Source organism: Leekyejoonella antrihumi, assembly GCF_007845645.1.
GTDB lineage: Bacteria > Actinomycetota > Actinomycetes > Actinomycetales > Dermatophilaceae > Leekyejoonella > Leekyejoonella antrihumi.
Genome location: NZ_VCQV01000004.1, coordinates 148,587 through 174,022 on the forward strand (window position 1 = coordinate 148,587; position 25,436 = coordinate 174,022).

Consider the following 25,436-nt stretch of genomic DNA (forward strand, 5'->3'; position numbering starts at 1 on the left):
GTCGGTGCCAACGTCCAGAGCCGCGCCGCGTCGGGCCCGGCCCCTGCCGGTGCAGGAGCGCCGCGAGGCGTTGATCGACGCCACGATGCATGCGCTGCGCCAGGAACGAAGACCGCTCAGCACCCGCGAGATTGCCCAGGCCGCGGGGGTTGCCGAAGGCACGATCTTTCGGATTTTTGCCAGCAAGGACGAGCTGATCGATGCCGTGATCGCCAAAGCCTTCTCCACGCGGACATCCGACCTGGAGATGGACGGCATCCGCCTGGACCAGCCGTTGCGCGACCGGCTGGTGGACTTCGTGCGGATCGTGCAGATCCGGTTGCAGAACGTCTTCGGGCTGATGCAGGCCCTGGGGCTGACCGCACCGCCGGTGGTGAAGGACCACCCGGACGCCGAGGGCGACCGGACGCAGCCGGTCCTGGACGCCATGGACCGCATCGTCGGAGGCGACCACGACCAGTTGCGGGTCAGCGCACGAGAGCTGCTGCGCTACCTGCGACTGCTCACCTTCTCCGGCAGCCACGAGGGTGTGTGCGCCGGGCAGGTCATGACGCCGGAGGAGATCGTCGATGTCGTGCTCACCGGTGTGCGGCGTGCACCGTGGGCCGACGAAAACCACGTTGACGGCGACCTGTCGCAAGAGCGTAACGTCATGAGGCTGCCGAAATGAGATCCACCATGAAGACCGAGGAGACCCCGTGCTAGCCCGCCTCGTCAAACAGCGCCTCCGGCCGTACCTGCCATACGTGCTGGCGCTCACCGCGTTTCAGCTGGTGAGTGTGATCGCCCAGCTCTACCTGCCCAACCTCAACGCAGACATCCTCGATGTCGGTGTCATCACCGGCAACACCGGTTACATCTGGCATACCGGTGGCTGGATGTTGCTGATCACCGCATTCCAGATCTGCGCGGCCGTCGGTGCGGCATACATGGGCGCGCGGATCGCGATGGGCGTCGGGCGGGATCTGCGCGGCGCGATCTTTGCGAAGGTCGGCAGCTTCTCCGCCCGTGAGGTCAACCACTTCGGTGCCCCATCGCTGATCACCCGCAGCACCAATGACGTCCAGCAGGTGCAGATGGTGGTGCTGATGGGCTGCACCCTGATGATCTCCGCACCGATCATGATGTGCGGCGGGGTCGTCATGGCGCTCAAGGAGGACGTCGGCCTGTCCTGGCTGATGGTGCTGGCCGTGGTCGTCCTCGGCACCGTCATCTCCTTGATCGTGCGCAAGATGGTGCCGGGATTCCGGTTGATGCAGAAGCGGATCGACCTGGTCAACCGGGTGATGCGAGAGCACCTTTCGGGCGTCCGGGTGATCCGGGCATTCGTCCGCGAGCCGTATGAGCGGGAGCGTTTCACCCGGGTCAACAACAGCCTGACGGACGTTGCGATCCGGGTGGGCGCGCTGATGATGACGATGTTCCCGTCGGTCTTCCTGGTGATGAACGCGTCAACGGTCGCCATCTGGTGGTTCGGTTCGCACCAGATCGACCAGGGCAGCGTGCAGATCGGTTCGCTCACCGCCTACATGACCTATCTGATCCAGATCCTGATGTCGGTGATGATGGCGACCTTCATGTTCATGATGATCCCGCGTGCGGCCGTCGCCTCCGAGCGCATCACCGAGGTCCTCGACACCGAGCCGTCGGTCGCGCCACCGAAGACTCCGCTGCGGCCCAGCCGGCTGCGTGGTGTCGTCGAGCTGCAGGATGTGTCGATGGAGTACCCCGGCGCGGACGCACCGGTGCTCAAAGGCGTGTCGCTGCGTGCCGAGCCAGGGCAGACCGTGGCGATTGTCGGCTCCACCGGTTCCGGCAAGACGACGCTGATCTCGTTGATCGCGCGGCTGTTCGACACCACCGCAGGCACGCTCAAGGTCGATGGCATCGACATTCACGACCTCGATCCGGACCAGCTCTGGGGGCACATCGGGATCGTGCCGCAGAAGGCCTACCTCTTCTCCGGCACCGTTGCCAGCAACCTGCGCTACGGCAATCCCAACGCCACGGATGACCAGCTGTGGGCCGCTCTCGACGTTGCGCAGGCTCGCGACTTCGTGGAGCACATGGACGGCGGCCTGGACGCCGACATCTCGCAGGGAGGCACCAACGTGTCCGGTGGCCAGCGGCAGCGGCTCTGCATCGCGCGCGCCCTGGTGGCCAGGCCGACCATCTATCTCTTCGACGACTCGTTCTCGGCGTTGGACCTCGCAACCGATCGTCGACTGCGCGCGGCACTTGCGCCGCATGTCACCCAGGCGACGGTCTTCGTGGTCGCTCAGCGCATCTCGACGATCATCACCGCCGACCAGATCGTCGTCCTCGACGACGGCGCAGTCATGGGTATCGGCACCCACGACGAGCTGCTGCTGAACTGCGAGGCGTATCAAGAGATCGTCGCCTCCCAGCTCGGCGGAGAGGACGCAGCATGATTTCCCCACAGAGCCACCCCACGAAGTCCTCCCCCGCAAGCGGGAGGTGCCCCCAGCTCCGCTCGGTACTTCGCGGGGACCCCGGCAGTACTCGCTCCTTCGTCGCTCGGTACTTCGCGGGGACCCCGATAATCACTCGGATGGGCGCTGAGAGGGGGATCGCATGAGCATCAGTACGACCCGCCGGCCGGTGCGGCAGCGCGGACCGATGATGGGCATCGGCGCCGCCGACAAGCCGATGAACTTCAAGGGGTCGGCCAAGCGGCTCATCGGTCTGCTCGCACCGCAGAAGACGCGGGTGATCATCATCAGCGTGCTGACGGTCTCGGCCGTGGTGATGAACGTCATCAGCCCACGGATCCTTGGCGCCGCGGTCGACAAGATCTTCAGCGGTGCGGTCGGTGGCGCGATGCACGTGCCGGCGGGCACGACGAAGAGCGCGGTGGTGGCCGCCCTTCGGGCAAGGGGCGAGGGCACCCGCGCAGACATGCTCTCGCGGATGGACTTCGTGCCCGGGGTAGGCGTCGACTTCGGCGCAGTGGGCAAGATCCTGTCGATCGTGCTCGTGCTCTATCTCGTTGCCTCGATCTGCCAGCTCATCCAGGCCCGCATGCTCAATTATGCGGTGCAGACGACGATGCGCGGGCTGCGCGAGGACGTCGAGGCGAAGGTGCACCGGCTGCCGCTGAGCTATCTGGACGGTCAGCCGCGCGGCGAGCTGCTCTCCCGCGTCACCAACGACATCGACAACATCGGTCAGTCGTTGCAGCAGACCATGAGCCAGCTGCTCTTCTCCGGCCTCACGGTGATCGGTGTCATCGTGATGATGCTGACGGTCTCGCTCCTGCTCACCCTGCTGGCGCTGGTGGCGATCCCCATCGTGATGCTCGTGACCGGGCAGGTCATGAAGCGTTCGCAGAAGCTGTTCGCCGCCCAGTGGAAGCACACCGGCGAGCTGAACGGACAGATCGAGGAGACCTTCAGTGCTCACGAGCTGGTCAAGGTGTTCGGCCGCCGGCGTGAGGTGGACGCGACCTTCAGCGAGAAGAACGACGAGCTGATGACGGTCAGCTGGCGCGCCCAGTTCATCAGTGGACTGGTGATGCCGGTGATGATGTTCGTCGGCAACCTGCAGTACGTCGCGGTCTGTGTGATCGGCGGGTTGCGGGTGGCCTCCGGTGGCATGTCCATCGGTGAGATCACCGCATTCGTGCAGTACTCCCGGCAGTTCACCCAGCCGCTGACCCAGATGGCGTCGATGGTGAACCTGCTGCAGTCCGGTGTTGCCAGTGCCGAGCGTGTCTTCGAGGTGTTGGACGCACCGGAGCAGAGCGAGGAGGCGCACGGCACCTTGCCGCATACCCGCGGTCGAGTGGACTTCCAGGACGTGTGCTTCAGCTATACGCCGGACAAGCCGCTGATCGAGCACCTCGCGCTGTCCGTGAACCCGGGCCAGACAGTGGCCGTCGTCGGGCCGACCGGCGCCGGCAAGACGACGCTGGTCAATCTGATCATGCGCTTCTACGAGCTCACCTCGGGCCGCATCCTGCTGGACGGGACGGACATCACCCAGATTCCACGCGCCGATCTGCGCTCGCGCGTGGGGATGGTGTTGCAGGACGCCTGGCTCTTCCACGGAACGATCCGCGACAACATCGCCTACGGGCGGATCGGCGCCACCGAAGAGCAGATCCAACAAGCCGCGGAGGCGACCTTCGTCGATCGGTTCGTGCACTCGCTTCCGGATGGCTATGACACGGTGATCGACGAAGAGGCGTCCAACGTCTCCACGGGTGAGCGTCAGCTGATCACGATCGCTCGCGCCTTCCTGGCGGACCCGGCGATGCTGATCCTCGACGAGGCCACCTCGTCGGTCGACACGCGCACCGAGGTGATGCTGCAGCACGCAATGGCGGCGCTGCGCTCGGATCGCACGAGCTTTGTGATTGCGCACCGACTTTCGACGATTCGTGATGCCGACACCATCCTGGTGATGGAGGACGGTCGCATCGTCGAGCAGGGCAACCACCTCGACCTGCTCGAGGCGAGGGGCGCCTACTTCCGGCTCTACATGTCGCAGTTCGAGGGTGCGATCGTCGATGAGGACGACGATGACCCGAACACCATGACGCGGGTCTGATCCACGCGTCGAGGTTGCCGGCCGCCGGCCGCCATCTCACCCATCCGGGGGATGTTCCACCAGTTCTAACGATCGACGATGGACTTTCAATCAGGGCACCGCTCTCCATGCGATGTGATCAGAAAGAGCCGTCAGGGTGAGTACCGTTCGTCGTGTCCGCGTCATTTTCGTGACCCTGGTGTCGGGCTTGATCGCCCTGGTCGACCTGTGGGGGTGACCGGCGAATGCGCGGTGCGGAGCTTGGTCCATTTCTGGGGGGAGCATTCCTGGTCCTCGCGGCCCCTGGGCCGTCGGTGCTGTTCGCGGTCACGCGGACGCTCAAGTGGGGGCTCGGCGCCGGGTTGCTGACGGTGATTGGTCTCGAGGTGGGCCTGTGCATCCACGTCCTCGGCGCGGCGTTCGGGCTGTCCGCGCTCGTCAGCTCGTCGCCCGTTGTCCTGCAGCTCATTCGCTTCGCCGGTGCCGGGTATCTGGTGCTGCTCGCCGTGCGCGGTCTGCGGGATGCGGCGGCTGTGGCACCCGAAAGTCACAGCCCGCCCAGAAGCCACACTCGGTGGGAGTTGTTGCGCGCGGCATTCGTCGTCGACGTCCTCAATCCAAAGACCGTCCTGTTCTTCCTGGCCTTCCTGCCGCAGTTCGTGCGCGCCGGCCACGGGAACCCGATCGCCCAATTCCTGTTCCTTGGGACCTGCACTGTCGTCATCGCCTGCGTGTGCGACTCGTTGTGGGTCCTGCTCACCGCGGCAACCAGAACGCTCCGTGCCCGGCATCGGGATGGTCCCCCGGCGCTGTCGCGACGACTGGCGCGGATAAGCAGCGCGGCCTACGTAGGGATCGCCGTCCTGACCATCACCGGATAGCGTGACGCGATGCATTTCGGCACCAGTGGCACTCGCATGCCGGCCGGCAGGTGCAACAGGAGGGCCGAGGTCAGGGTCGGCGCACGTAGTAGTCGTAGACCGTGTCCGTCCCGCCGAGGAACGGCTCACTGCGGTCATAGAACCGGCGCGCCAGCGGATCCGGAGAGTCGCGACCCAGGTGCTCGCGCGCGGTCTCGGCGTAGAGATCGGCGGAATGCAGATCCAGCGGATTGTCGGTGGGGAGGTCCGTGTCGCAGGTCAGCTGACCGGCGTTCGCCTGCGTCGGAAGGCGCGCCTCGTCCAGGCTCGGCACGAGGTCGCCGACGTGCTCGATCTCCAGCGCGTGCACGCCGTCTGGCACCTTCATGCGTGTCACCGGCGCCGCCATCGTGACCACCTGGGTCACGTTGAACTCCTTCTGAAATCTCGGGTTCTGCACCATCCGGGTGGCGACGATGCCGGCTTGGCTGTGCCCGACCAGCATCACCGGTTGACTGCCCGGGGGGACTCCCGCCTGCTTCATGGCCATGCGCATGGCGGTGGTGATGGCCGGATAGAGGGCGAGGGGTGCACCGGCCATCGATGCGACATTGGCCGTTGCGTCGGTCGGGTTGTGTGGGCCGTTCACCTGCCAGTTCTGGGTGCCGGGGATGTTGACGATCCAGGCGGCGCTGCCGTCCGAATGGGTCACATGGTGCACTCGCACGCGGGCCTGCGCGTCGCCGCCGAGCGCGCCACTTTCGACCATGGCCTCCTGCGCGGCCAGGTCGCCGAGATCCCTCGGCCCGTCGACCGGAGTATGCGGGACCGGGTGATCGGCGACCGGCGTAACGGTCAGTGGGGTGCCGTCGGTGAAGACGCCCGCATGCCGGCCGATGGCCAGGAGCTGGCCGACCTGGCTCTCGAATCGGGGATCGCCGGGTCGGATCATCCAGAACATCTCGCGAAAGACGGCGAGACCGTCGTCGACGATGCTCGGGTCCCTCGTCGCGGCGGCGCCCAGATCGCTGACGAAGAACGACCCCCACCGCCGCGCCGCCAAGAGCAGCCCGGAGCCGTAGGTGGCGGGATTGGTGAACAGTCCCGGACTTGAACCGGCCGTCTGGACCGTGGCCAGTGTCGCAACGTTGAGCGTTCTGATCGTCAACCGGGTCGGCGCCGCGATGATCGCGATCGCCGCCAGCGCATTGCGGTTCACCAGGTCGGCGGTCTCGTAGGCCGTGGCGCCGGCACGCATGCCGCGGGACACGACCTCCATACGGACGGCGAGAGCGCCGAAGCTGGCCGGACCGATGCTGAGGCCGGCGACGTGCTCGGCCACCTGCGCCGCCGAGCCGGGCGAGAGCAGCGCGCTCTTGACCGGCAGGTGCGCGGCGATCCTCAGCACCTCACCGCACAGCATGGTGGCTTCGTCGCCCGAACCGTCCAGGGCGCCAGCCGTGTAGCGCATGTCGATGAGATTGGCATCGGTGGACAGCGGTCCGCCGCTGGAGGTGCAGCCGCCTCCCATCAGGCCACCCGCCGGGATGCCCCGGACCGCGTGGCCAGCACATCGCAGGCCTGGCAGATGCGGGCTTGGACGTCCTCGAGCGTCATCGGGTCGAACGTGAGCGTCTCGTCCTCGCTGCTCACCAACTCACCCCAACCGTCCGGAGTGACCGTGATATCGGCGAACACTTCGAATCCCACCCGGTCGAGGAGGGTCGCCGACAGCCGGGCCTGGCAGCCGGGCGCGAGGTGCACGAGCCAGGTCGGCGGGTGGGACAGACCGATGAGGCCCAGTGCCTCGTCGATGTGCGTGGGGTCTCCACGCCTGAGCTGCTCGGCGAGCATCAGGGCATCTTCCGCAGTAAGGGACTCCGCGCGGCCTGGTGCCAGTGGCTGCGGCGGAACGGCGAGGTAGTCCGCGATGTCGTCGACGATGGTGCACGCCTCGAGGCCGAGATCGGCAACGTCACCACGTGCGGTGGCGAGCACCGGCGCGGGGGGTGTGGGCTCGAGCAGCGTGCTGGTGAGCACGAAGCGATCCCGCTTGACGACCACGACCGCGCCGAGCGCGCGCGCGTGCCGCGTTGCGCCGAGCAGCAGCCGATTGCGCTCGAGCGTCATTGCGCACAGGACCGCCGTGACCTCATGGGGGTCAGTCACGATGCCATGTTCTACCGACGTCATGACGCCAGCCTCACGGCGTCGGAGACCAGGCCTTCGGCGTCGTGGATGATCGCTGTGACATCGCCACCGAGGATCTTGGCGGCGCGCGCGATGGCCTGCTCGTGGTCCTCGACGTGCCTGGCGTGCGCGAGCAGCGCGTGCGCGAGCGCATCCAGATCCGCCGCGCGGCTCATGAAGTCGGCGGCCCGATCGGCAAGCCGATCTCGGTAGCGATCGGCTGCCACGCTCGACCAGTGCACGGCGCTCTGCGTCGTGACGTGCTGGGCCTCCTGGCGAGCGCGGATTGCCAGGGCGGACACCTTGCGTGCCGCGGCTCGGATCTCCTCGGGATCGTCGGTCATGACCCCTAGTCCACTCCAGCGCAACGCCTCTCGGGGGCCGCTGTCACTGGGGTGGGGCAACTGGCGCGGTCCGGCGAGGGTTGTGGAAGCGGGGCTACTCCGCTGCTACCGGAGCCGGTTCGTCCTTCGGGTCCTGGCCGCGTCGGACGGCAGCCAGCAGCATGTTGGCGACGTCCACGACCTCGACCTCCTCGCGCGCCTTCCCCTCGGACTGCTCCGCGGTCAGCCCGTCGGTGAGCATGACCCGGCAGAAGGGGCAGCCGACCGCGATGCGGTCGGCGCCGGTCGCCACGGCCTCCTGGGTGCGGTTGATGTTGATGCGGTTGCCGAGCTTCTCCTCCATCCACATGCGGGCGCCGCCGGCGCCGCAGCAGAAGGACTTCTCGCCGGACCGCTCCATCTCCTTGTACTCCACACCGGGCAGCGCGCCGAGCAGCTCACGCGGCGGTGCGTAAACCCCGTTGTGCCGGCCCAGGTAACAGGGGTCGTGGAATGTCACCGAGCCGCCGGTCGACGCGGCGCCGCTGGTGTCGGCCTCGTCCGGGCGACTGACCGGGGTGAGCCGCTTGTCGCGTACCAGCTTGTTCAGCAGCTGGGTGTGGTGCACGACCTCGTAGTTGCCGCCGAGCTGCGGGTATTCATTCTTCAAGGTGTTGAAGCAGTGCGCGCAGGTCGCCACGATCTTGGTCGCACCGGCCTCGTTGAGGGTCTCGACGTTCTGCGACGCCAGCGCCTGGAAGAGCATCTCGTTGCCCGCGCGCCTGGCCGGGTCGCCGGTGCAGGACTCGCCATCGCCGAGCACCGCGAAGCTCACGCCGGCCGTGTTCAGCAGCTCGGCCACCGCCCGAGTGGTCTTCTTGGCGCGATCCTCGTAGGCGCCGGCGCAGCCGACCCAGAAGAGGTAGTCGACATCGGACAGGTTCTCGACGTCCGTGCCGAACACCGGAACGTCGAAGGGCAGGTCCTTGGCCCAGTCCAGGCGGGCTCGCGCCGACATACCCCAGGGGTTGGACTTGTTCTCCAGGTTCTTGAAGAGCCCGCCGAGCTCGCTCGGGAAGGCCGACTCGATCAGGGTCTGGTAGCGGCGCATGTCGACGATGTGGTCCACGTGCTCGATGTCGACCGGGCACTGCTCGACGCAGGCGCCGCAGGTCGTGCACGACCACAGCACGTCCTGATCGATCACGGCGTCCGGGCCGTGGGGGTTGTATGCGGTGAGGGGCGAGGTGATGTCGTAGCCGGTGTCACCGATCAGCGGCACCTGCGCCACGGCCCGCTGCTCATCGGTCAGTCCCTCCCGGGCGTCCTGCGCAGCGGTCAGGAACGGCGACTTGGCGTTCGCGTGGTCGCGCAGCGTCATCATCAGCAGCTTGGGCGACAGCGGCTTCTCGGTGTTCCAGGCCGGGCACTGACTCTGACAGCGTCCGCACTCGGTGCACGTGGAGAAGTCCAGCAGGCCCTTCCAGGTGAAGTCCTCGACCGAACCGACCCCGAGGGTCGCATCCTCGTCCAGGTCCTCCAGCGTCTCCATCGTCACTGGCTCGCCGCCGACCTTCATCGGCGCCAGCGCACCGAGCGAGGTGCGGCCCGTGGCGTGTCGCTTGAAGAAGATGTTGAAGAACGCGAGGAACCGGTGCCAGGCGACGCCCATCGTGATATTCACGGCAATGGTGATCATCCAGACGATGGAGATGAGGATCTTCAGCGTCGCGATGACCACGATCAGCTGCTTCATCGAGCCGATCGACATCCCACCGAACGCGTCGCCGAGGAAGAAGGTCAGCGGGTAGTGCAGCGCGCTGGCATGGTGGTCGTGGGTGGCACTGCCCAGGGCGTACTCCAGGCCGCGCAGGGACAGCACGCAGATGGTGACGCCGAGGATGACCAGCTCGACGAAGTAGGCCTGCCAGAACGTAGAACCGAAGAAGCGCGACCGGCGACCGTCGACGCCCTCGGAACGCGCCGGGTGCCGGCCGCGGCGGTTGAGGATCAGCAGGCTGATGCCGATGAAGCCGGCCCAGGAGAACAGGTCGGTCAGCCACTCCAGGGGGATGAAGTGGCCGAGGACGGGCAGCGAGAAGTACGGGTCCCAGATCTGCCCGTAGGCCGCCAGGAGGGTGAAGAACAGCAGCCCGAAGGAGATCATCGTCACCCAGTGCGCGGCGGCAACCACGGGCAGCCGTGACATTCGGGTGTGACCGAGGAACTCGCGCAGCAGCGTCGTGGTGCGCGCGCCCTTGTGGTCGGTGCGGTGATCGGGGGCTCCCACGCGGAAGATGCCGACCAAGTGGGCGACCGCCCGGGCGAACAGCACGACGCCGACGATGGTGATGCCGACCGTGATCACTGCGGCGACGATCTGGAGTGCAGACATGGGGGCGAGTCTACCTATCTACTACTGTTCGGTAACTTTTGGACCGACCGCGTGGGCCGACGATCTCGCCACCGGGTGGGGCGCCGACCGGAAGAAAATAACGAAGTGTTGGAATAGGTATAACAGGCAAGTGGTTGTCGCGATCGACAACCGACCTCTATGAGCCGACCGGCTCCGACGTGCAAGGTGGTATCCGTGCCCATACTCAATGACGTGACCGAGGCGATCGGCAACACACCGCTGGTCCGCATCAATCGGATCATCGACACCGGCGACAGTGGCACGATCGTCGCCGCCAAGCTGGAGTACGGAAACCCCGGGGCATCGGTGAAGGACCGCATCGGCGCCGCGATCATCCAGGCCGCGGAGGACGCGGGCGAGTTGAAGCCCGGCGGCACGATCATCGAGGCCACCTCCGGCAACACCGGCATCGCACTCGCGATGGTCGGTGCCGCCAAGAGCTACAAAGTCGTCCTGGCCATGCCGGAGAGCGCCAGCAAGGAGCGCCGCGCCCTGCTGCGCGCCTTCGGTGCCGAGCTGGTGTTGACCAAGGCAGCCGACGGTATGAAGGGCGCGGTCGCGATGGCCGAGAAGATCGCCAAGGAGCGCGGCGGGGTCCTCGCGCGCCAGTTCGCCAACGAGGCCAATGTCGAGATCCATCGCAAGACCACTGCCGAGGAGATCTGGCGTGACACCGACGGCAAGGTGGACATCCTGGTCGCCGGCATCGGCACCGGCGGCACCATCACCGGTGTCGGCCAGGTGCTCAAGAAGCGCAACCCGGACGTCAAGGTGTATGCCGTGGAGCCGGCCGAGGCGCCGCTGCTGAACGGTGGCAAGGCCGGCCCGCACAAGATCCAGGGGCTCGGCGCCAACTTCGTGCCGGAGATCCTGGACACCGACGTCTATGACGAGGTCATCGACATCTACGCCGAGCAGGCGTTCGAGTGGGCCCGCAAGGCCGCCACCCAGGAGGGACTGCTCGTAGGCATCTCGTCCGGTGCCGCGCTCGCTGCCGCCAACGACGTCGCGGGCCGCCCGGAGAACGCCGGCAAGACCATCGTCGTCATCATCCCGTCGTTCGGGGAGCGCTACCTTTCCACGCCGCTCTTCGAGGGCCTGGTCGACTAGACCGAACCAAGCCACCCCACCAGAGCCACCCCACCAAGCAACCCCACCAAGCCACCCCACGAAGTTCTGCGCTCGCAGGCTCGCTCCGATACTTCGCGGGGACCCCGGGAGTTCTGCGCTCGCAGGCTCGCTTCGATACTTCGCGGGATCCCGGGACAATCTAAGGACTGAGACATGAGCCACCAGCATCTCTCGCTGATCGGCGGGGTGCCTGACAAGCGGGTGCGCCAGCCGGTGCGGCGCGTCGTGGCCGCGGTGCGTGACGACCTGGACGCCGCGATCGCACGGGATCCGGCCGTCGACTCTCGCCTGGAGATGATGCTCGCCTCGCCCGGTCTCCAGGCGATCTGGGCCTACCGGGTGGCGCACCGGATGTGGCGGCGCGGCGGTCGCTGGCGGCTGCCGGCTCGGCTGCTGTCCCAGTCGGCGAGGTCCGTGACGGGGGTCGAGATCCATCCCGGCGCCACGATCGGCCGGCGATTCTTCATCGACCACGGCATGGGCGTCGTGATCGGTGAGACGGCCGAGGTCGGCGACGACGTGATGCTCTATCACGGCGTGACCCTCGGAGGCCGAGCGCTACAGCGCGTCAAGCGGCATCCGACCGTGGGCAACGGCGTCACCATTGGTGCCGGTGCACGTGTGCTCGGCCCGGTGGAAGTTGGTGACCAGGCGCAGATCGGGGCGAACGCCGTGGTCGTCAAGGATGTGCCCGCACAGGCCGTTGCCACCGGGGTCCCCGCGACGATCCGGTTCCCGCACGAACCGCGCTCGCAAGGGGACTTCTTCGCCGACCCGGCGCTGTGGATCTAGTCACCCCACAAAGTTCTCCGCTCCTTCGTCGCTTCGATACTTTGCGGGGTCCCCGACCAGGCACACGGCATACCTCCGACGTACGGTAAAGGGGCGTTCACCGTCATGGTGAACGCCCCTTTTGTTTTGTGCGGTGCTTGGATCACTTGCCCTTGGCGGCGGCCTTCAGTTTGCTGCCGGCGGTGACCTTGGCTGCGTGGGCGGCCGGGATCTGCAGTTCCTCACCGGTCTGTGGGTTGCGGCCGGTGCGGGCTGCGCGCTCGACGCGCTCGATGGTCAGCAGGCCCGGAAGCTGGACCTTCTCACCACGACCAATGGCCTCAAGGATGACGTCGTTGAGGCCGGTGATGACGGAGGTCGCGTCCTTGGCGCTGACGCCGGTGCGCTGTGCGATCGTGCTGGCGAGGTCAGTGCGGTTCATGAATGTCCTGTCTCGTGTTCATCGGTGTGGCCGAGTGCTGCCTCGGTCACCGGTTTTGAGTTGATGCTGGGCGTGGCCCAACTGAGCCAAGTTGACCACATTCACCCGCATTTTGGCGGGATCCCGCGGCGTTCTGCTCGACCTTACGGTAGACGCAGCAGGCCCAGAGGTCCAAGACGGGGCTGCTCGGCGCGTCTTGGAGCGATGCGATCAGGCCCCGGCGCCTCCGGTGCCGAGGTCGGGATTGACCCCGTCGGGCCGCTGCCCGTCGGCATCAGCCGGGTCGCTGATGGAGCTCTGGACAACCGGGCCGCGGTTCTTGCCCGTGGCCGCGGAAAAGCCTGCAACTGCGGCGTTCTTTGCGGCCTCACCCGCTCCGCGGAGCGCGGCCTGGCCGGCGGCGGCGGCGACTTCGGGGCCCCGCTGCTTGACCTGTTCGGTCGCGTTCGCGACGTGCTGCTGCACCGCAGGGTGCTGCCAGACCTTGCCGGCCTGCAGCTTGATCTGCTCGTACCGCTCTTTGCCGGCGCGGGCGCCGACGACGTATCCGGCGCCGAACCCGATGAGAAATGACAACTTGCCCATGGAGGATCTCCTCTGTGTTGCGTTGTGCCGACCCTACCTGCCTGCCCGGGGTGTGGGCGGTGGGGCACGGTGCCCTTTGTGCGCCCAGAAGGCTTCGGCCGTAGGATGGCGCTGCACGGCTGGGCCAGGTCCCGGCGTGCGAGGAGGGCTCGCATAGTGGCCTAGTGCGGCGGTCTTGAAAACCGCTAAGTCGGTAACCCCGGCTTCGTGGGTTCGAATCCCACGCCCTCCGCCACGATTCGCCACATCCGTCGCCCCGCGCCCGCCGGGCCGCGCCCGGGCGCCCGCCGGGTGGAGCAGATAACCGCCGAGTGGAGGGCACGTTTGTGCTCCACTCGAGCCGTGAGTACTCCACTCGAGGGTGGCGCCTGGCCGCCCATGAACCCGGGGCCGCTCTCTGCAGGTGAGACGGTCTGTCGTCATCCATAACGCCCTGCTATGTTATCGATCATGATTTGTTCGCGCAGTGTCGGCCGGGTAGCGGCGATGATCCCGATGCTGTGTGACTGTCGGACGCTCGCCTAGACCGCGAAACGAGTCCGTGCTCGGCCACGGCACTCGGCGTGCCTCCCGCAATGGCGGGACCGCGTCAGGCGACGACCCGTTCGAGGCGCCCTCGCCACCCGCATCCGCGAACCCACCGCACGGAGGAACCATGACCGCAACGACCACTCGGACCCGGCGCTCGCGCGCCGATCGGCCGGCGCCGGACTGGGAGCTGGTCTACAAGCGCAACTACATCGAGCGGATGAAGCGGGACCGGCCGCCGCTGGACGTGCGGGATGAGCTGCCCGAGCTGATCGCGCGTGGCTACGAGGACATCCCCGAGGAGGACATCGTCCGCCTCTACTGGTGGGCCCTCGCCCATGACAAGCCCAAAATGGGCACCTTCATGGTGCGGGTCAAGGTCGCCGGTGGGTTGGTGACCGCCGACCAGGTCCGGGCGCTGGCCAGGATCGCTCGGACGTATGGCCGGGACGAGGCGGAGCTCACCACCCGCCAGGGCATTCAGCTGCACTGGGTGGAGCTCGCGCAGCTGCCCGCGGTGATGGCCGACATCGAGGCGGCCGGGCTGACCACCAACGGTGGCGAGGGCGATACCGTCCGCAACATCACCGGTTGCCCGGTGACAGGTCTGACCCACGACGAGGCGTTCGACGTGACGCCGGTGATCCGTGAGGTCGCCGAGCACTTCTACGGCAACGCGGAGTTCTCCAACCTGCCGCGCAAGCACAAGTACACGATCTCGGCCTGCACGGCGCAGTGCAATGCGCCGGAGATCTCCGACGTCGCGCTGATCGCGGTCGAGCAGGGCGGCCGGGAGGGCTTCACGCTGCGGATCGGCGGTGGGATGACCAATACGCCGCGCATCTCGCGGGACATCGGAGTGTTCATCCCGCGCGCCGACGTCATCGAGGTCCTCGAGGCAGTGACCAACGCCTGGCAGCGGGACCTGCGCTACCGCATCTCACGGGCCAAGGCGCGGATCAAGTTCATGATGGACGACTACGGGCCAGAAGGGATGCGGGCCAAGATCGAGGAGACGCTGGGCAGGCCGCTCGAGGACGGTGCGGCTCCCGAGCCCAAGGTCGATGCCGACCATCTCGGTGTGCACGAGCAAGGACAGCCGGGTCTGGTGTATGTCGGTGTCCCCGTTCCCTCCGGACGCGTCACCGGGACAAAGTTGGAAGTGCTCGCCGATCTGGCGGAGAGCTACGGCGGCGATGTGCGCCTTACCCGCCAGCAGAACTTCATCCTCGGAAACGTACCGGCCTCGAGGGTCGACGAAGTCAAGGCGGTGCTGCGGGACATCGGTTTCGACCTGGACCGTGGTCGCGCGTTCGGACGCTCGCTGGCCTGCACGAGCCACCGCTTTTGCAACTACTCGGTGGCGGAGACCAAGGGCAAGCTCGAGGAGATGCTCGATGAGCTGACGGCACACTACGGGGCCGAGGAGATCGGGGACCTGGCCGTCCACGTCGACGGATGCCCGCACGCGTGTGCCCAGCACTGGGTCGGCGAGATCGGGCTGCAGGGCACGACGACCCGCGTCGAGGGCTCCGACGAGCGGGTCGAGGCCTACGACCTGACCGTAGGAGGAGGCCTCGGCACCCGGAGCGCGATCGGCAGGCGGCTGCTGCGGCGCGTGCCGACCACCGAGATCAACGGCGTGATGGACCGGTTGGTCGGTTCCTGGCTGGACGAGCGAAACCGGCGCGGCGACATCGACTTCACCCTCGGAGACTTCTGCAATGCGCGCACCGACGAGCACCTGATCGCCATTGCGAACAACGCCGAGGTCACGGCAGCTCGGCCCGACACCAGTGTGGCAGTGCGAGTTCCCGGCCCGTTGTTGTCGCTCGTCGGCGGCGAGGACCGGGTAGAGGTGCAGGCGGCCACCGTCGGCGAGGCGGTGGAGGCGGTTGCCGACCGGTTCCCCGAGTTCCGCGCCACCGTGCTGCCGGGCGGCACAGTCGATCGCGCGTTCCTGGTCGCCATCGGCGACGAGGACGTCCGAGGACTCGAGGGCATGGCGACCCCCGTCCAGCCCGGCACGGACATCCTCATCATCGCAGCCCTGTCCGGAGGATGACCACCCCACGAAGTTCTCCGCTCGTCACCCGCTGGCTGAAGCCAGCGTGCCAGGGGGAGATACCCCCAAGCTCGCTCCGATACTTCGCGGGTACCCCGAGGCAAAACTTCAGCCTGACCTTCCGAAAAGACCTAGAGGAGTGCACATGACACAGTTGGACCTCGCCCCGCAGACGGCGGACGGCCGAGTCGTCTTCGATGATCTCGAGATCGGCGAGATCGCCGTGGACCTGGACGACCAGGAGCCCGAGGACGTCATCGAGTGGGCGCTCGAGACGTTCGGCGACCGCATTGCCATCGTGACGGCCCTGCAGGAGGACGGGATGGCCGTGCTCGACATGGCGGTCCGGATCAAGCCCGACGTCCGCGTCATCACGGTCGACACCGGCCGGCTCCCGCAGGAGACCTACCAGTTCATCGAGGAGGTGCGCGCCCACTACCCGAAGACCCAGTGGGACGTGCTGTTCCCCGAGGCGGCGGAGGTGGAGTCGATGGTTGCCCGCCGCGGCGTGAACCTCTTCCAGAACTCGGTCGAGGAGCGGATGCTCTGCTGCCAGATCCGCAAGGTGCGTCCGCTCGTCAAGTCACTTCAGGGCCTCGACGGCTGGTTCACCGGCCTGCGCCGCGACCAGTGGGCATCCCGTGCCGCCATCAAGAAGGTGGAGCTGGACCACGACCACGAGGGCATCGTGAAGGTCAACGCCCTTGCGGACTGGGAGGGTGACGAGGTCAAGGCCTACATCGAGGAGAACGGGGTCCCCGTCCACCCGCTCTACGCGAAGGGCTACACCAGCTTCGGCTGCGCCCCCTGCACGCGCGCGATAGAGCCCGGGGAGAACGAGCGCGCCGGCCGCTGGTGGTGGGAGACCGGTGCGCCCAAGGAGTGCGGCATTCACTGCCCGATCGAGACCGGGAGCTTCGAGCACGAGGCCGAGGCGATCTTTGCCGAGGCCGAGCGCAAGTCCGGCCACTGATGACCGCGGAGCCCTTCCGGCTGTCCGAGGACGAGGCGGTCGCCATCGCCGAGGTGGCGACCGCCTTTGCCGCCGTGCTGCCCGCCGAGCGTCGGGGGCCGTATGACGAGCTGGTCAGCGCGGCGGCCGATGGTGGCGTCGATCCCGCACTGCTGCCCGAGCTGGAGCGGGTCTGCGCGCTCGCCCTCGAGACCGGGCGGGCCCGGCAGCTCGGCAAGGCCGAGACGGAGCGTCTGGTGAACGCCGTCTACCGTCGCACTCCAGGGGGACAAGCGCTCACCACCGAGGCTGCCGACGTCAACCGGGTGCTGGCCGCGCTCGCCGGCAAGACACTGCAGCAAGCGAGGATCACCGCCCGGATGCCCGGCCGCTACCAGCTGGACGTCATCGTCGACGGCATCGACCTCGCGATCTCGATCGAACCGGACGGCCTTGAGGTCCGTAGCCTGCAGACCGGCTGACGGCACAGGCGGAGATCGCCTCCGGTCGGACCCTTGCGGCAGAGCTGCCACCCGACCGACCGCCCTGCCGCGGTCTATCCGCTCGTGAGGTATGACTGGGTCCGTGCGGGTAGGCAACCTCAGAGGGCGGTGGGCTCGGTTCGTCACGGAATCGATGGCGCCGGTTGTGCTGATCAGCGTCGTGACTTTCGTGGTTGCAATCCACGCCGCAGGGATACAGCGGGGCCTGCTGATGGGGTTCGTGATGACACTGTGCGCCGCCGTGCTGCCGTACGGGCTCCTACAGATCGGGATACGCCGAGGAATCTGGAGCGACCGGCACATGTCCCGACGGGATCAGCGACCGGCCGTGCTGGCGATCGGACTGGCCTCGAACCTGTTGGGGCTGCTGGTATTGCTGGCTCTCGGTGCTCCACGGAGCCTCTTCGCGTTGGTAGCGGGAATCTGCGTCGCAGTCGCGGTCTGCCTCGGGGTGACGCTCTGGTGGAAGATCTCGATCCACACGGCCTGCGCCGGCGGCGTGGTTGCGGCCCTTACTGTGCTGGTGAGCGCGTGGTCGATCTTCCTGAATCCGCTGGTTGTGCTCGTCGGGTGGTCCCGGGTCACGCTGCGCGATCACACGGCGCTCCAGGTCATCGTTGGGGGCGTTGTGGGCTACGCCGTCGGCGTCGCGGTCACCTCGGTCGGCATGGTGATCTGAGCAGGCCACCGTCGGTGGTGTCCGTGCTACCGTCGGCCCTGGTTGCAGTTGCAGTTCCTCGCTGGATGGCGAAGTTGCCCGCACAGGTGCGGGCGCTTCGGGTATGAACCTGGTTCACCTGTTTGGGGGAGGCCTCCGCAGCCTTGGCCTCGCAAGACGTGAGGCTCAACGCCGCAAAGAGATTGAGAGTTACCCCCATGGCACAGGGAACCGTGAAGTGGTTCAACGGCGAGAAGGGCTTCGGCTTCATTGCGCAGGACGGCGGCGGCCCGGACGTGTTCGTCCACTACTCCGCCATCCAGTCGCAGGGCTACCGCAGCCTGGACGAGGCGCAGCGCGTCGAGTTCGAGATCACCCAGGGAGACAAGGGCCCGCAGGCGACGAACGTCATGCCGGTCTGATCAACCCTTGATGGTGATCGCCTGAGCGATGACCGGCATCGGGCCCCGACGCCGAGAGGCGCCGGGGCTTCTTGTCTGCCGAGACCGTGCTGCCCGGGCTGCTACCCGCGGGCTACGACTCGTTGGCGAGCGTCGTGAAGAAGTCCTTCACGACCGGTGCCGCGACGGTGCCGCCGCCCTGGCCGGACGGCACCTTGACGACCAGCGCACAGAAGGCGATGTTGCCCTGCCAGCCGGCGAGCCAGGCGTGCGAGGCATCCTGACCGTTGTCGATGAACTCGGCCGTGCCGGTCTTGGCGAAGATCGGGCCGCCCGGGGTGTTCTGCATGATGGTGGCGGTGCCGTTGGGGTCGGTGACCGGCAGGCGCATGAGCTGCTTCATCTGCGCGTCGACCTCGGCATTCAACGGTTTCGGGGTGCGGCTGCCAGGCTGCTTGGGGGAGGTCACGAGAGCCGGAGGAATGTAGGACCCGCGAGCGAGCGAGCTGGCCGCCACGGCCAGCGCGAGCGGGGACACCTGCGTCCTGCCCTGCCCGAAGGCGCTCACGGCCTTCTCAGTCGCGTCCTTGGCGACCGGAATGCTGCCGTCGTAGGCGCCCGTGTATCCCAGCTGCTTGGCCCAGTTCGCACCGATACCAAGTGCTTTCGCCCCATTGGTGAGGTCCGAGTCGTCCAGGTCCTTCGAGGCATTGACGAAGGCCGTGTTGCACGAGACGGCGAAGTCCTTGCTGAACGGCGGGTTCGGGAAGCTCTCACCCTCGAAGTTGCGGATCAGCTGCCCACCACCGCTGACCTCCACCGGACAGTTCACCTTCTCGCTGGGGCTGTGCCCCTTGGACAGCCAGGTGTAGGCCGTGGCCATCTTGAGCGTCGACCCCGGGGCGAACTGGCCGGTGATGGCGCGTTCCATCCCGTAGCTCGGCCCGTTCGCCACAGCGAGCACGCCGCCGGTCTTGATGTTGATGGCGACCAGGGCCGACGCCTGCCCCTTGAGCGTGCCTACGGCCTTCTCGGCGGCCGCCTGGATAGTGGGGTCGAGGGTGGTCTGCACGGTCGTGCCGTTCTGCGCCGCCTTCGTGAAGAGCGGGTCGGACGGGTGGGACTTGCCGGCGATGGTGAAGCCGGGCTTGGGCGCCAGCGTCTTCTCGTACTGTGCCTGCAGTCCGGAGATGCCGACGTACATGCCCGCGTGGTAGTACTTCGGGTCCTGCTTGATCATCTGCGCGGTCACCGGCCCGACGCTGCCGAGGATCGGCTGCCCGAAGGTCCGTGTCTGTGCCAGTGGCTGCTGCCTCTTTTGGGTGAGCACACCCGCCAGGGCGTCGAGGGCCGACTTGCGCGCGTCGTAGTCGGCGGCTCGGTAGGTGATCACCGGGATGGTCGCCTGCGAGTGGGACCGCTGGGCCGCCGTGAGCTCGCCGACGAGCCCGGTCACGCTGGTGATCTGCTGCAGCTGTTGGACCGACGCCGTTGTTGCGGTGACCGGGTTGATCACGACGTCGTAGACGGTCTGATTGGCCATGATGTCTGCGCCGCCGCTACCGGTGATCGCACCTCGGTTGCCGCTGTCGGTGGTGACGACGAAGGCGTCGTTCTTGGCGAGCTTGGGATGCCACAGTGAGCGGTCGGGCACCTGGATGCTCCACCCGGAGGTGTGCTTGACCAGGTTGATCGGGTCGGTCCAGGAGAACTTCTGGCCACCGCTCATCGTCCAGGCGACCTTGATGTCCGCGGTGGCCATGCTCCCACGGCGTACCACATCGGTGGCCTTCGCCGTGACCGGACCCGCACCGAGGGCCGCCGTCGTGGTCTTGAAGTTGGCGGCCGCCGCCGCGGGGGTGGTCCCCGCATACTTCGCCCGGTCGAGATGCCCGCTGCTCCAGGCCTTGGCGAAGGTCGTCGCCGCGGCCGTCGCGGCGTTCGTCGCCTTCTGGTCGTCCAGATGCCCCTTCCACAGCACTCCGCCGCCGACACCGGCCGCAATGACGATGCCCGCCGTGGTCCCGGCAAGCACGCTGCGTCGACTCATCTGTCATCCCCACTGAGTAGTTGAGCTGGTCGGATGTGCCCGCGAGACCTCAGCAGGAGCTGGCGGTCTCGGAGATCGGGTTGTCGGTCGCCGTCGGCGTCGGCGTCGCCGTAGATGACGTCTTGGCAGGTGTCGGTGCCTTGGCGTCATGCGGCTTCGCGGTGGCCTGCTTGATCAGCGCCCGGATCTTGGCAAAGTCCGGATCAACGTGGTTGACCGCGGTCGAGATGTTGACGGTGCGCAGGTTGCCGTGCTTCATCCGCTCGACCAGCGTCGCGAAGGCGGGCAGCTTGTCCTGCGGGATGTCTATCGAAATGTTGTGCTTGGCGACATTCATCACGTCAGTGAACTTCGTGATCATCTCGACGGGGTTGGCCTGCGAGATGAGCGCGTCGACCATGCATCGCTGCCGTCGCATCCGGTCGTCGTCACCGTTGGCTGCGCCGACGCGGCTGCGTGAGTACCACAGGGCATCGTATCCGTCGAGCTTCCGGTAGCCGGGCTTGAGGATGCCGGTCACGCTCCCGGGCTTGATGACACCGTTCTCGATGGCGCCGCCGATGGGTATGCCGTCGAACTGGGACCCGGGTGGCGGCTTGGGGATGTTGATGTAGACGCCGCCCATCGCATCGACCAGCTGCTCGAACCCGCTGAGGTCGATGACCGTGGTGTAGTCGATCGGCAGGCCGGTGACCTGCGAGATGACCTCACGGGTGGTGTCGAGGCCCGGGTTGGCCTCGTTCTTCGGGAAGAGGTTGCGGTGGTTGACGCCGGCCTCGGTCCACACGGCGTCCATCATGCAGGCGTTGGCGGCGCCCTGCTGGGGGCAGTAGAACCCGCTCGGATAGACCTTGTGCAGGGGGTTGTTTGCCGGGAACGGGACGTGCTGCAGGTTCCGCGGGATGCTGACCAGGGTTGCATCACCGGTTTTCGTGTCGACGCTGACGACCATCATCGAGTCGGTGCGCACTCCGGTGCGGTCCGCGCCGGCGTCAGAGCCGAGCAGCAGGATGTTGAGGCGGGGTATGTTCGCCCACGGATTGGACCCGCTACCCGGGGCACGCACCGCGTCGCCGCGACCGGCATACCGGCTTTGGAAGACCTTGCTGAACGTATCCTTGGTAATGAGCACGTAGTGCGCGGCGTTCGCGGCGGGGACCGCGACGCACAGGCACATCAGGGCAGCGAACCCGCGGTGCAGCCAGCGAGTCTGCAGCGGCCAGCCCCGACCGGACGTCTCGCGGGCCGTGAGGATGATGCTCACCAGCCACAGCAGACCACCGACGATGACGATGACCAGCAGCAGGATCAGACCGTTATTGGTCAGCAGGCGGGCGGCCGCTTGGATGAGTCCTCCGCGCAGCGTCAGGTAACCGAGAACGACGAGGAGCACGATCGCCGCACAGAGCAGGAGCAGCCCGCTGCGACGTTTGCGGGTGAAGATCAGACCCAGGCCCGGCACGATCGTGCTCAGACCGGTCAGCAGCAGCGCCCTGCGCACTTCCTCGGATCGGAAGCGGCGCACGGCCTGGCGGCTGGTCGGTGTCGATGGTGACCCGGGGAGGCGAGTGCGTGTGGGGCGCCCAGTTGGGGCGCTGCGGTCGCCGGGCACTGCGGGGCGCGTTCGGTGGCCCTGTTCGTCCTCGTGCGTCATTCCCTGCCTTTGGTCGTCTGGCGCTCCGGGTCACAGAGCGATCCATTGTCACTCAGAAACCTGTGGCTTGTCCTCACGTTGAGGACGAACAGCGGGGTTGTCCGGTTGTCAGCCGTCGCGATTTTGTCCGCGGTGGTCGGGCCAGGTAGCCTTGCCACGCTTCACCATGGTGCCTGGCACAAGCGCCAGCGCCAAATGCGCCGGTATTGCCGGCGGGTGAACTGGAGGCGTCGCCTAGTCTGGTTTATGGCGCCCGCCTGCTAAGCGGGTTTGGGGCTAAAACCCCATCGAGGGTTCAAATCCCTCCGCCTCCGCAAATGATGAGTGGCCGCGCCCGAAGGGCGCGGCCACTCATCATTTGTCGAAGTCGGGGATTTGGGAGGAGGCTCGCGAGGGAGCGAAGCGACCGAGCGAGCCGACGGTTCCCTCCGCCGCAATCTCCACAAAAAACTGCACGCACTCAACCACGCTGGAAGATGACTGGGGTGACCGACGCCGTCACAGGGTGTGCGGAGTGACGCCGTTCGAGCCGGTCATCTGCGGTGCGAACCAGCGGCGCAGCAGGACGAACCGCACGATCATGGCCAGGAAGGTGGCGATGACGATGGTGACCATCGCCGTCCAGGTGGTGGACTGAGGCTCGAGGCGCTGCAGCACCACGAGCGCGATCGCGGTGAAGAGCCAGGTGATCGCGAGCAGTGCCAGGTTCTGCAGCTGCACCTTGGCGTGCCCCTCCTGGCCGCGCACCTGGAAGGTGTAGCGCCGGTTGACAGCAGTGTTGACGACGCCGCCCACGACGAGGGCGACCACGTTGGCGCCCTGGTGGCCGAGTGGACGGTCCAGGCTTGCGAAGACCATGAGGTTGAGCAGCATGCTGGCCGCGCCGATGCCCATGAACCGGCCGATCTGGCCGAGCAGGTTCCGGCGCTCATCAATGAGCGTCCATCGGTGGGCCTGCGTCAGTCCGGTCACATAGACATTGTTCCAGGCGTGGCCCAGTCCTCGCGCGGGTGGCTGTCCGGATCGCCTCGCGGCGGGCCGGCCAAGGCAGGCAGCCAGATCTCGAAGCGGGTGTCTCCGGGCCGGGACTTCACGGTCACCCAGCCATGGTGCGCGGTGACCACGGCATGCACGATGGACAGACCCAGGCCGGTGGAGCCCTCGGTCCGGGTGCGTGCGGAGTCGCCGCGGGTAAATCGTTCGAAGATGTGCGGCATCAGGTCCGGTGGGATCCCCGGCCCGTTGTCGCACACGGAGATCACCGCATGCCCGTCGGCCGGTCGCACACCGGTCGTGATGGTCGTGCCGTCGCGGGTATGTCGTCGGGCGTTGGCCAGCAGGTTGATGAACACCTGGCGGACCCGGGCCTCGTCGCCCAGCACCTCCAGCCCCGCATCGGGCAGGTCGAGCTTCCACTCGTGCCTGGGGCCTGCGGCGTGTGCATCGCTGACGGTCTCGATCGCCAGGCGGGTGATGTCGACCGGCGCTTTCTCGAGGGGTCGACCGTTGTCGAGCCGGGCGAGCAGCAGCAGGTCCTCGACCAGGGAGGTCATCCGGCCGGCCTCGGACTCGATGCGGTTCAGGGCATGGGACACATCGGCCGGCACGGGATCGCGCTCCCGGCGGGAGAGCTCGGCATACCCCTTGATCGAGGCCAGCGGCGTGCGCAGCTCGTGGCTGGCGTCCGCGACGAACTGACGCACCTTCATCTCGCTGATCTGGCGCGCGGTCAGCGCACTGTCGACGTGGTCGAGCATGTCGTTGAGCGCCGCGCCCACCTGGCCGACCTCGGTGCGTGGATCGGTGTCGACGGCGGGGACCCGCTCGTGCATGTCGACCTGCCCGGACGACAGCGGCAGCTGCGAGACGCGGGAGGCGGTCGCCGCGACGCGACGTAGTGGGGCGAGGCTACGTCGGATGAGCATGCCCGCGGCCCCGCCGACGAGGATCAGGCCGGCCGCGGACAACAGCGCCACGGTCAGGGCCATTTGGCGCACGGCATCATCGATGCCGCCCACCGGCAGGCCGATCATCGTGACGACGGGCGTATTCGGTGTCACCTGGCCGGTCTTGATGTTCTGAGTGGCGATCGAGTGAATGACTGCGACCACCCGGAACCGGCCGAGCGTCGGGCCGAGGTCGACCACGGTCGGCTCGATGCCGAGGCCGGCCTTGCGCAGGGTGGCGATCTGGGCGCTGCTCAAGCTGGTCTCGACACGGGAGTAACCGGACACGAAGTTCTGCGCGATGTAGCCACCGCGGCCTTCGGCGGAGACCACCGAGCCGTCCGCGGTCACCGTGACCTGGATCGAGGTGTTGCCGACGGTGGGCGGCGGCGGCAGTTGCCGGCCGCCACCTTCGGAGTTCGGCGAGATCGTCGAGGCGGTGAGCGCCAGCTGGTTGTCCACCTGGGTGGTGAGGGTCGCCTTGAGTCGCAGCACGGTCAGGGCGCCCACCGCCGCGGTCACCAGGATGAAGAGCAGCAGGACCGAGCAGACCAGCTTGGTGCGAAGGGTCCACCGAGACGGGCTGACGGCGGGGATCACGTCGGCGGAGCAGGTTTGAGGACGTATCCGGCGCCGCGCATCGTGTGGATCATCGGTGGGTGCCCGGCGTCGATCTTCTTGCGCAGGTAGGAGATGTAGAGCTCCACGACATTGGCCTGCCCGCCGAAGTCGTAGTGCCAGACCCGGTCGAGGATCTGGGACTTCGACAGCACCCGTTTCGGGTTGCGCATCAGGTAGCGCAGCAGCTCGAACTCGGTCGCGGTGAGATTGACCTCGGCGCCGGCGCGGACGACTTCGTGGCTGTCCTCGTCGAGCGACAGGTCGCCCACGGTCAGGACCGAGGACGAGTCGATCGTCATCTGGACGGTGCGGCGCAGCAGCGCGCGCACGCGGGCGACGACCTCTTCGAGGCTGAACGGCTTGGTGACGTAGTCGTCCCCGCCGGCGGTGAGCCCGGCGATCCGGTCCTCGACGGCGTCCCTGGCGGTCAAGAAGAGCACCGGCAGGGTCGGATCGTCGTCGCGCATCCGGCGCAGCACCTCCATGCCGTCGAAATCCGGCAGCATGATGTCGAGCACCACGGCATCGGGGCGGAACTCCTTCGCGGTGCGCACGGCATTCGAGCCGGTTGCAGCGCTCTTGATCTCCCAGCCCTCATAGCGCAGTGCCATGCTCAGCAGCTCCGTCAGGTTGCTCTCGTCATCGACGACGAGAACTCGCACCGGGTTGCCGTCGGGACGTTTCAGGGTGCTGGCAGGTTGACTCATGGCACCAGTGAACCCCGGGCGCCTATGGTCGCGCCAGGGTTTCCCTGTGCGCAGTCTGTGTGAGTCCTGTCGGAGGTCGGGC

Annotated in this window: 22 protein-coding genes and 2 tRNA genes; 13 read left to right on the plus strand and 11 right to left on the minus strand. The window is 67.1% G+C overall.

All coding sequences use genetic code 11. The annotated features are described in order from the left end of the window. Positions 1-4: 4 nt before the first annotated feature. The 4 genes from FGL98_RS04530 to FGL98_RS04545 all read left to right on the plus strand — a co-directional run bounded on the left by FGL98_RS04530 (position 5) and on the right by FGL98_RS04545 (position 5,432). The gene (locus tag FGL98_RS04530; RefSeq protein WP_146315549.1) at positions 5-670 is read left to right on the plus strand and encodes a TetR/AcrR family transcriptional regulator; all 666 of its coding nucleotides are present in this window, start codon (positions 5-7) and stop codon (positions 668-670) included. A 28-nt stretch (positions 671-698) separates the two neighbouring features. Further along, on the plus strand, positions 699-2,432 hold the full coding sequence (locus tag FGL98_RS04535; protein WP_146315550.1) for an ABC transporter ATP-binding protein: 1,734 nt from the start codon (positions 699-701) through the stop codon (positions 2,430-2,432). A 163-nt stretch (positions 2,433-2,595) separates the two neighbouring features. Beyond that, the gene (locus tag FGL98_RS04540; RefSeq protein WP_146315551.1) at positions 2,596-4,572 is read left to right on the plus strand and encodes an ABC transporter ATP-binding protein; all 1,977 of its coding nucleotides are present in this window, start codon (positions 2,596-2,598) and stop codon (positions 4,570-4,572) included. Positions 4,573-4,796: 224 nt separating this feature from the next. After that, complete coding sequence (locus FGL98_RS04545) at positions 4,797-5,432, plus strand: LysE family translocator (RefSeq protein WP_146315552.1); 636 nt, start codon at positions 4,797-4,799, stop codon at positions 5,430-5,432. A 70-nt stretch (positions 5,433-5,502) separates the two neighbouring features. Here FGL98_RS04545 and FGL98_RS04550 read toward each other — a convergent pair whose 3' ends face one another. The 4 genes from FGL98_RS04550 to FGL98_RS04565 all read right to left on the minus strand — a co-directional run bounded on the left by FGL98_RS04550 (position 5,503) and on the right by FGL98_RS04565 (position 10,319). Next, positions 5,503-6,942, minus strand: coding sequence for a PGAP1-like alpha/beta domain-containing protein (locus tag FGL98_RS04550; RefSeq protein ID WP_146315553.1), 1,440 nt, complete (start codon positions 6,940-6,942; stop codon positions 5,503-5,505). After that, positions 6,942-7,580, minus strand: a complete 639-nt coding sequence (locus FGL98_RS04555) for a hypothetical protein (RefSeq protein ID WP_146315554.1) — start codon at positions 7,578-7,580, stop codon at positions 6,942-6,944. Before FGL98_RS04555 ends, FGL98_RS04550 begins: the two co-directional genes overlap by 1 nt. A gap of 20 nt (positions 7,581-7,600) precedes the next feature. After that, positions 7,601-7,945 carry a hypothetical protein gene (locus FGL98_RS04560; protein WP_146315555.1) on the minus strand — a complete coding sequence of 115 codons (345 nt, stop codon included), beginning with the start codon at positions 7,943-7,945 and terminating at the stop codon, positions 7,601-7,603. Between the two features lie 94 nt (positions 7,946-8,039). Beyond that, positions 8,040-10,319, minus strand: coding sequence for a (Fe-S)-binding protein (locus FGL98_RS04565; RefSeq protein WP_146315556.1), 2,280 nt, complete (start codon positions 10,317-10,319; stop codon positions 8,040-8,042). A gap of 195 nt (positions 10,320-10,514) precedes the next feature. Between FGL98_RS04565 and cysK the strand changes: the two genes are divergently transcribed. Together cysK and epsC are read left to right on the plus strand one after the other, a co-directional pair. Next, the gene (gene cysK, locus FGL98_RS04570; RefSeq protein ID WP_146315557.1) at positions 10,515-11,450 is read left to right on the plus strand and encodes a cysteine synthase A; all 936 of its coding nucleotides are present in this window, start codon (positions 10,515-10,517) and stop codon (positions 11,448-11,450) included. 174 nt (positions 11,451-11,624) lie between these two features. After that, positions 11,625-12,263: a serine O-acetyltransferase EpsC gene (epsC, locus tag FGL98_RS04575; protein ID WP_146315558.1), complete on the plus strand. Its 639-nt coding sequence runs from the start codon at positions 11,625-11,627 to the stop codon at positions 12,261-12,263. A 142-nt stretch (positions 12,264-12,405) separates the two neighbouring features. Here the strand turns inward: epsC and FGL98_RS04580 are convergent, their stop codons facing one another. Next, positions 12,406-12,684 (minus strand): HU family DNA-binding protein, encoded by a 279-nt coding sequence (locus tag FGL98_RS04580; RefSeq protein ID WP_146315559.1) that lies wholly within the window; start codon positions 12,682-12,684, stop codon positions 12,406-12,408. A gap of 210 nt (positions 12,685-12,894) precedes the next feature. After that, a complete protein-coding gene (locus FGL98_RS04585; protein WP_146315560.1) occupies positions 12,895-13,269 on the minus strand; it encodes a protoporphyrinogen oxidase in 375 nt (124 codons plus the stop codon). 142 nt (positions 13,270-13,411) lie between these two features. Between FGL98_RS04585 and FGL98_RS04590 the strand changes: the two genes are divergently transcribed. The 6 genes from FGL98_RS04590 to FGL98_RS04615 all read left to right on the plus strand — a co-directional run bounded on the left by FGL98_RS04590 (position 13,412) and on the right by FGL98_RS04615 (position 18,397). Continuing rightward, positions 13,412-13,504 (plus strand) — tRNA-Ser (locus tag FGL98_RS04590). A gap of 420 nt (positions 13,505-13,924) precedes the next feature. Beyond that, positions 13,925-15,862, plus strand: coding sequence for a MoaD/ThiS family protein (locus FGL98_RS04595; RefSeq protein WP_146315561.1), 1,938 nt, complete (start codon positions 13,925-13,927; stop codon positions 15,860-15,862). 145 nt (positions 15,863-16,007) lie between these two features. Continuing rightward, entirely contained in the window at positions 16,008-16,835 is an 828-nt protein-coding gene (locus tag FGL98_RS04600; protein ID WP_146315562.1) for a phosphoadenylyl-sulfate reductase, read from the plus strand. Further along, positions 16,835-17,296 carry a hypothetical protein gene (locus FGL98_RS04605; protein WP_146315563.1) on the plus strand — a complete coding sequence of 154 codons (462 nt, stop codon included), beginning with the start codon at positions 16,835-16,837 and terminating at the stop codon, positions 17,294-17,296. Before FGL98_RS04600 ends, FGL98_RS04605 begins: the two co-directional genes overlap by 1 nt. A 166-nt stretch (positions 17,297-17,462) precedes the next feature. Beyond that, complete coding sequence (locus FGL98_RS04610) at positions 17,463-17,996, plus strand: hypothetical protein (protein WP_146315564.1); 534 nt, start codon at positions 17,463-17,465, stop codon at positions 17,994-17,996. Between the two features lie 197 nt (positions 17,997-18,193). Then, complete coding sequence (locus FGL98_RS04615; RefSeq protein WP_146315565.1) at positions 18,194-18,397, plus strand: cold-shock protein; 204 nt, start codon at positions 18,194-18,196, stop codon at positions 18,395-18,397. A 112-nt stretch (positions 18,398-18,509) separates the two neighbouring features. On the opposite strand, the gene FGL98_RS04620 is transcribed toward FGL98_RS04615, so the two are convergent. After that, on the minus strand, positions 18,510-20,426 hold the full coding sequence (locus FGL98_RS04620; protein ID WP_146315566.1) for a penicillin-binding transpeptidase domain-containing protein: 1,917 nt from the start codon (positions 20,424-20,426) through the stop codon (positions 18,510-18,512). Between the two features lie 49 nt (positions 20,427-20,475). Further along, entirely contained in the window at positions 20,476-21,951 is a 1,476-nt protein-coding gene (locus FGL98_RS04625) for an LCP family protein (protein ID WP_186525976.1), read from the minus strand. A 352-nt stretch (positions 21,952-22,303) separates the two neighbouring features. Between FGL98_RS04625 and FGL98_RS04630 the strand changes: the two genes are divergently transcribed. Continuing rightward, positions 22,304-22,394: transfer RNA gene (locus tag FGL98_RS04630), tRNA-Ser, on the plus strand. Positions 22,395-22,578: 184 nt separating this feature from the next. On the opposite strand, the gene FGL98_RS04635 is transcribed toward FGL98_RS04630, so the two are convergent. Genes FGL98_RS04635 through FGL98_RS04645 form a run of 3 tightly spaced genes read right to left on the minus strand, consistent with a single transcriptional unit; the run spans position 22,579 to position 25,354 of the window. Further along, positions 22,579-23,052, minus strand: coding sequence for a GtrA family protein (locus FGL98_RS04635; protein WP_146315568.1), 474 nt, complete (start codon positions 23,050-23,052; stop codon positions 22,579-22,581). Further along, positions 23,049-24,626 (minus strand): sensor histidine kinase, encoded by a 1,578-nt coding sequence (locus FGL98_RS04640; protein ID WP_246136364.1) that lies wholly within the window; start codon positions 24,624-24,626, stop codon positions 23,049-23,051. The genes FGL98_RS04635 and FGL98_RS04640 overlap by 4 nt, the downstream gene beginning before the upstream one ends. Further along, the gene (locus tag FGL98_RS04645; protein ID WP_146315569.1) at positions 24,623-25,354 is read right to left on the minus strand and encodes a response regulator transcription factor; all 732 of its coding nucleotides are present in this window, start codon (positions 25,352-25,354) and stop codon (positions 24,623-24,625) included. The genes FGL98_RS04640 and FGL98_RS04645 overlap by 4 nt, the downstream gene beginning before the upstream one ends. Positions 25,355-25,436 lie beyond the last annotated feature (82 nt).

Excerpts from the sequence above, each read along its gene's own strand:
- FGL98_RS04550 (WP_146315553.1), bottom strand. The coding sequence starts at position 6,942 with ATGGGAGGCGGCTGCACCTCCAGCGGCGGACCGCTGTCCACCGATGCC.
- FGL98_RS04645 (WP_146315569.1), bottom strand. The coding sequence starts at position 25,354 with ATGAGTCAACCTGCCAGCACCCTGAAACGTCCCGACGGCAACCCGGTG.
- FGL98_RS04585 (WP_146315560.1), bottom strand. The coding sequence starts at position 13,269 with ATGGGCAAGTTGTCATTTCTCATCGGGTTCGGCGCCGGATACGTCGTC.
- FGL98_RS04595 (WP_146315561.1), top strand. The coding sequence starts at position 13,925 with ATGACCGCAACGACCACTCGGACCCGGCGCTCGCGCGCCGATCGGCCG.
- FGL98_RS04560 (WP_146315555.1), bottom strand. The coding sequence starts at position 7,945 with ATGACCGACGATCCCGAGGAGATCCGAGCCGCGGCACGCAAGGTGTCC.
- FGL98_RS04565 (WP_146315556.1), bottom strand. The coding sequence starts at position 10,319 with ATGTCTGCACTCCAGATCGTCGCCGCAGTGATCACGGTCGGCATCACC.
- epsC (WP_146315558.1), top strand. The coding sequence starts at position 11,625 with ATGAGCCACCAGCATCTCTCGCTGATCGGCGGGGTGCCTGACAAGCGG.
- FGL98_RS04580 (WP_146315559.1), bottom strand. The coding sequence starts at position 12,684 with ATGAACCGCACTGACCTCGCCAGCACGATCGCACAGCGCACCGGCGTC.
- FGL98_RS04615 (WP_146315565.1), top strand. The coding sequence starts at position 18,194 with ATGGCACAGGGAACCGTGAAGTGGTTCAACGGCGAGAAGGGCTTCGGC.
- FGL98_RS04540 (WP_146315551.1), top strand. The coding sequence starts at position 2,596 with ATGAGCATCAGTACGACCCGCCGGCCGGTGCGGCAGCGCGGACCGATG.
- FGL98_RS04600 (WP_146315562.1), top strand. The coding sequence starts at position 16,008 with ATGACACAGTTGGACCTCGCCCCGCAGACGGCGGACGGCCGAGTCGTC.
- FGL98_RS04605 (WP_146315563.1), top strand. The coding sequence starts at position 16,835 with ATGACCGCGGAGCCCTTCCGGCTGTCCGAGGACGAGGCGGTCGCCATC.
- FGL98_RS04620 (WP_146315566.1), bottom strand. The coding sequence starts at position 20,426 with ATGAGTCGACGCAGCGTGCTTGCCGGGACCACGGCGGGCATCGTCATT.
- FGL98_RS04545 (WP_146315552.1), top strand. The coding sequence starts at position 4,797 with ATGCGCGGTGCGGAGCTTGGTCCATTTCTGGGGGGAGCATTCCTGGTC.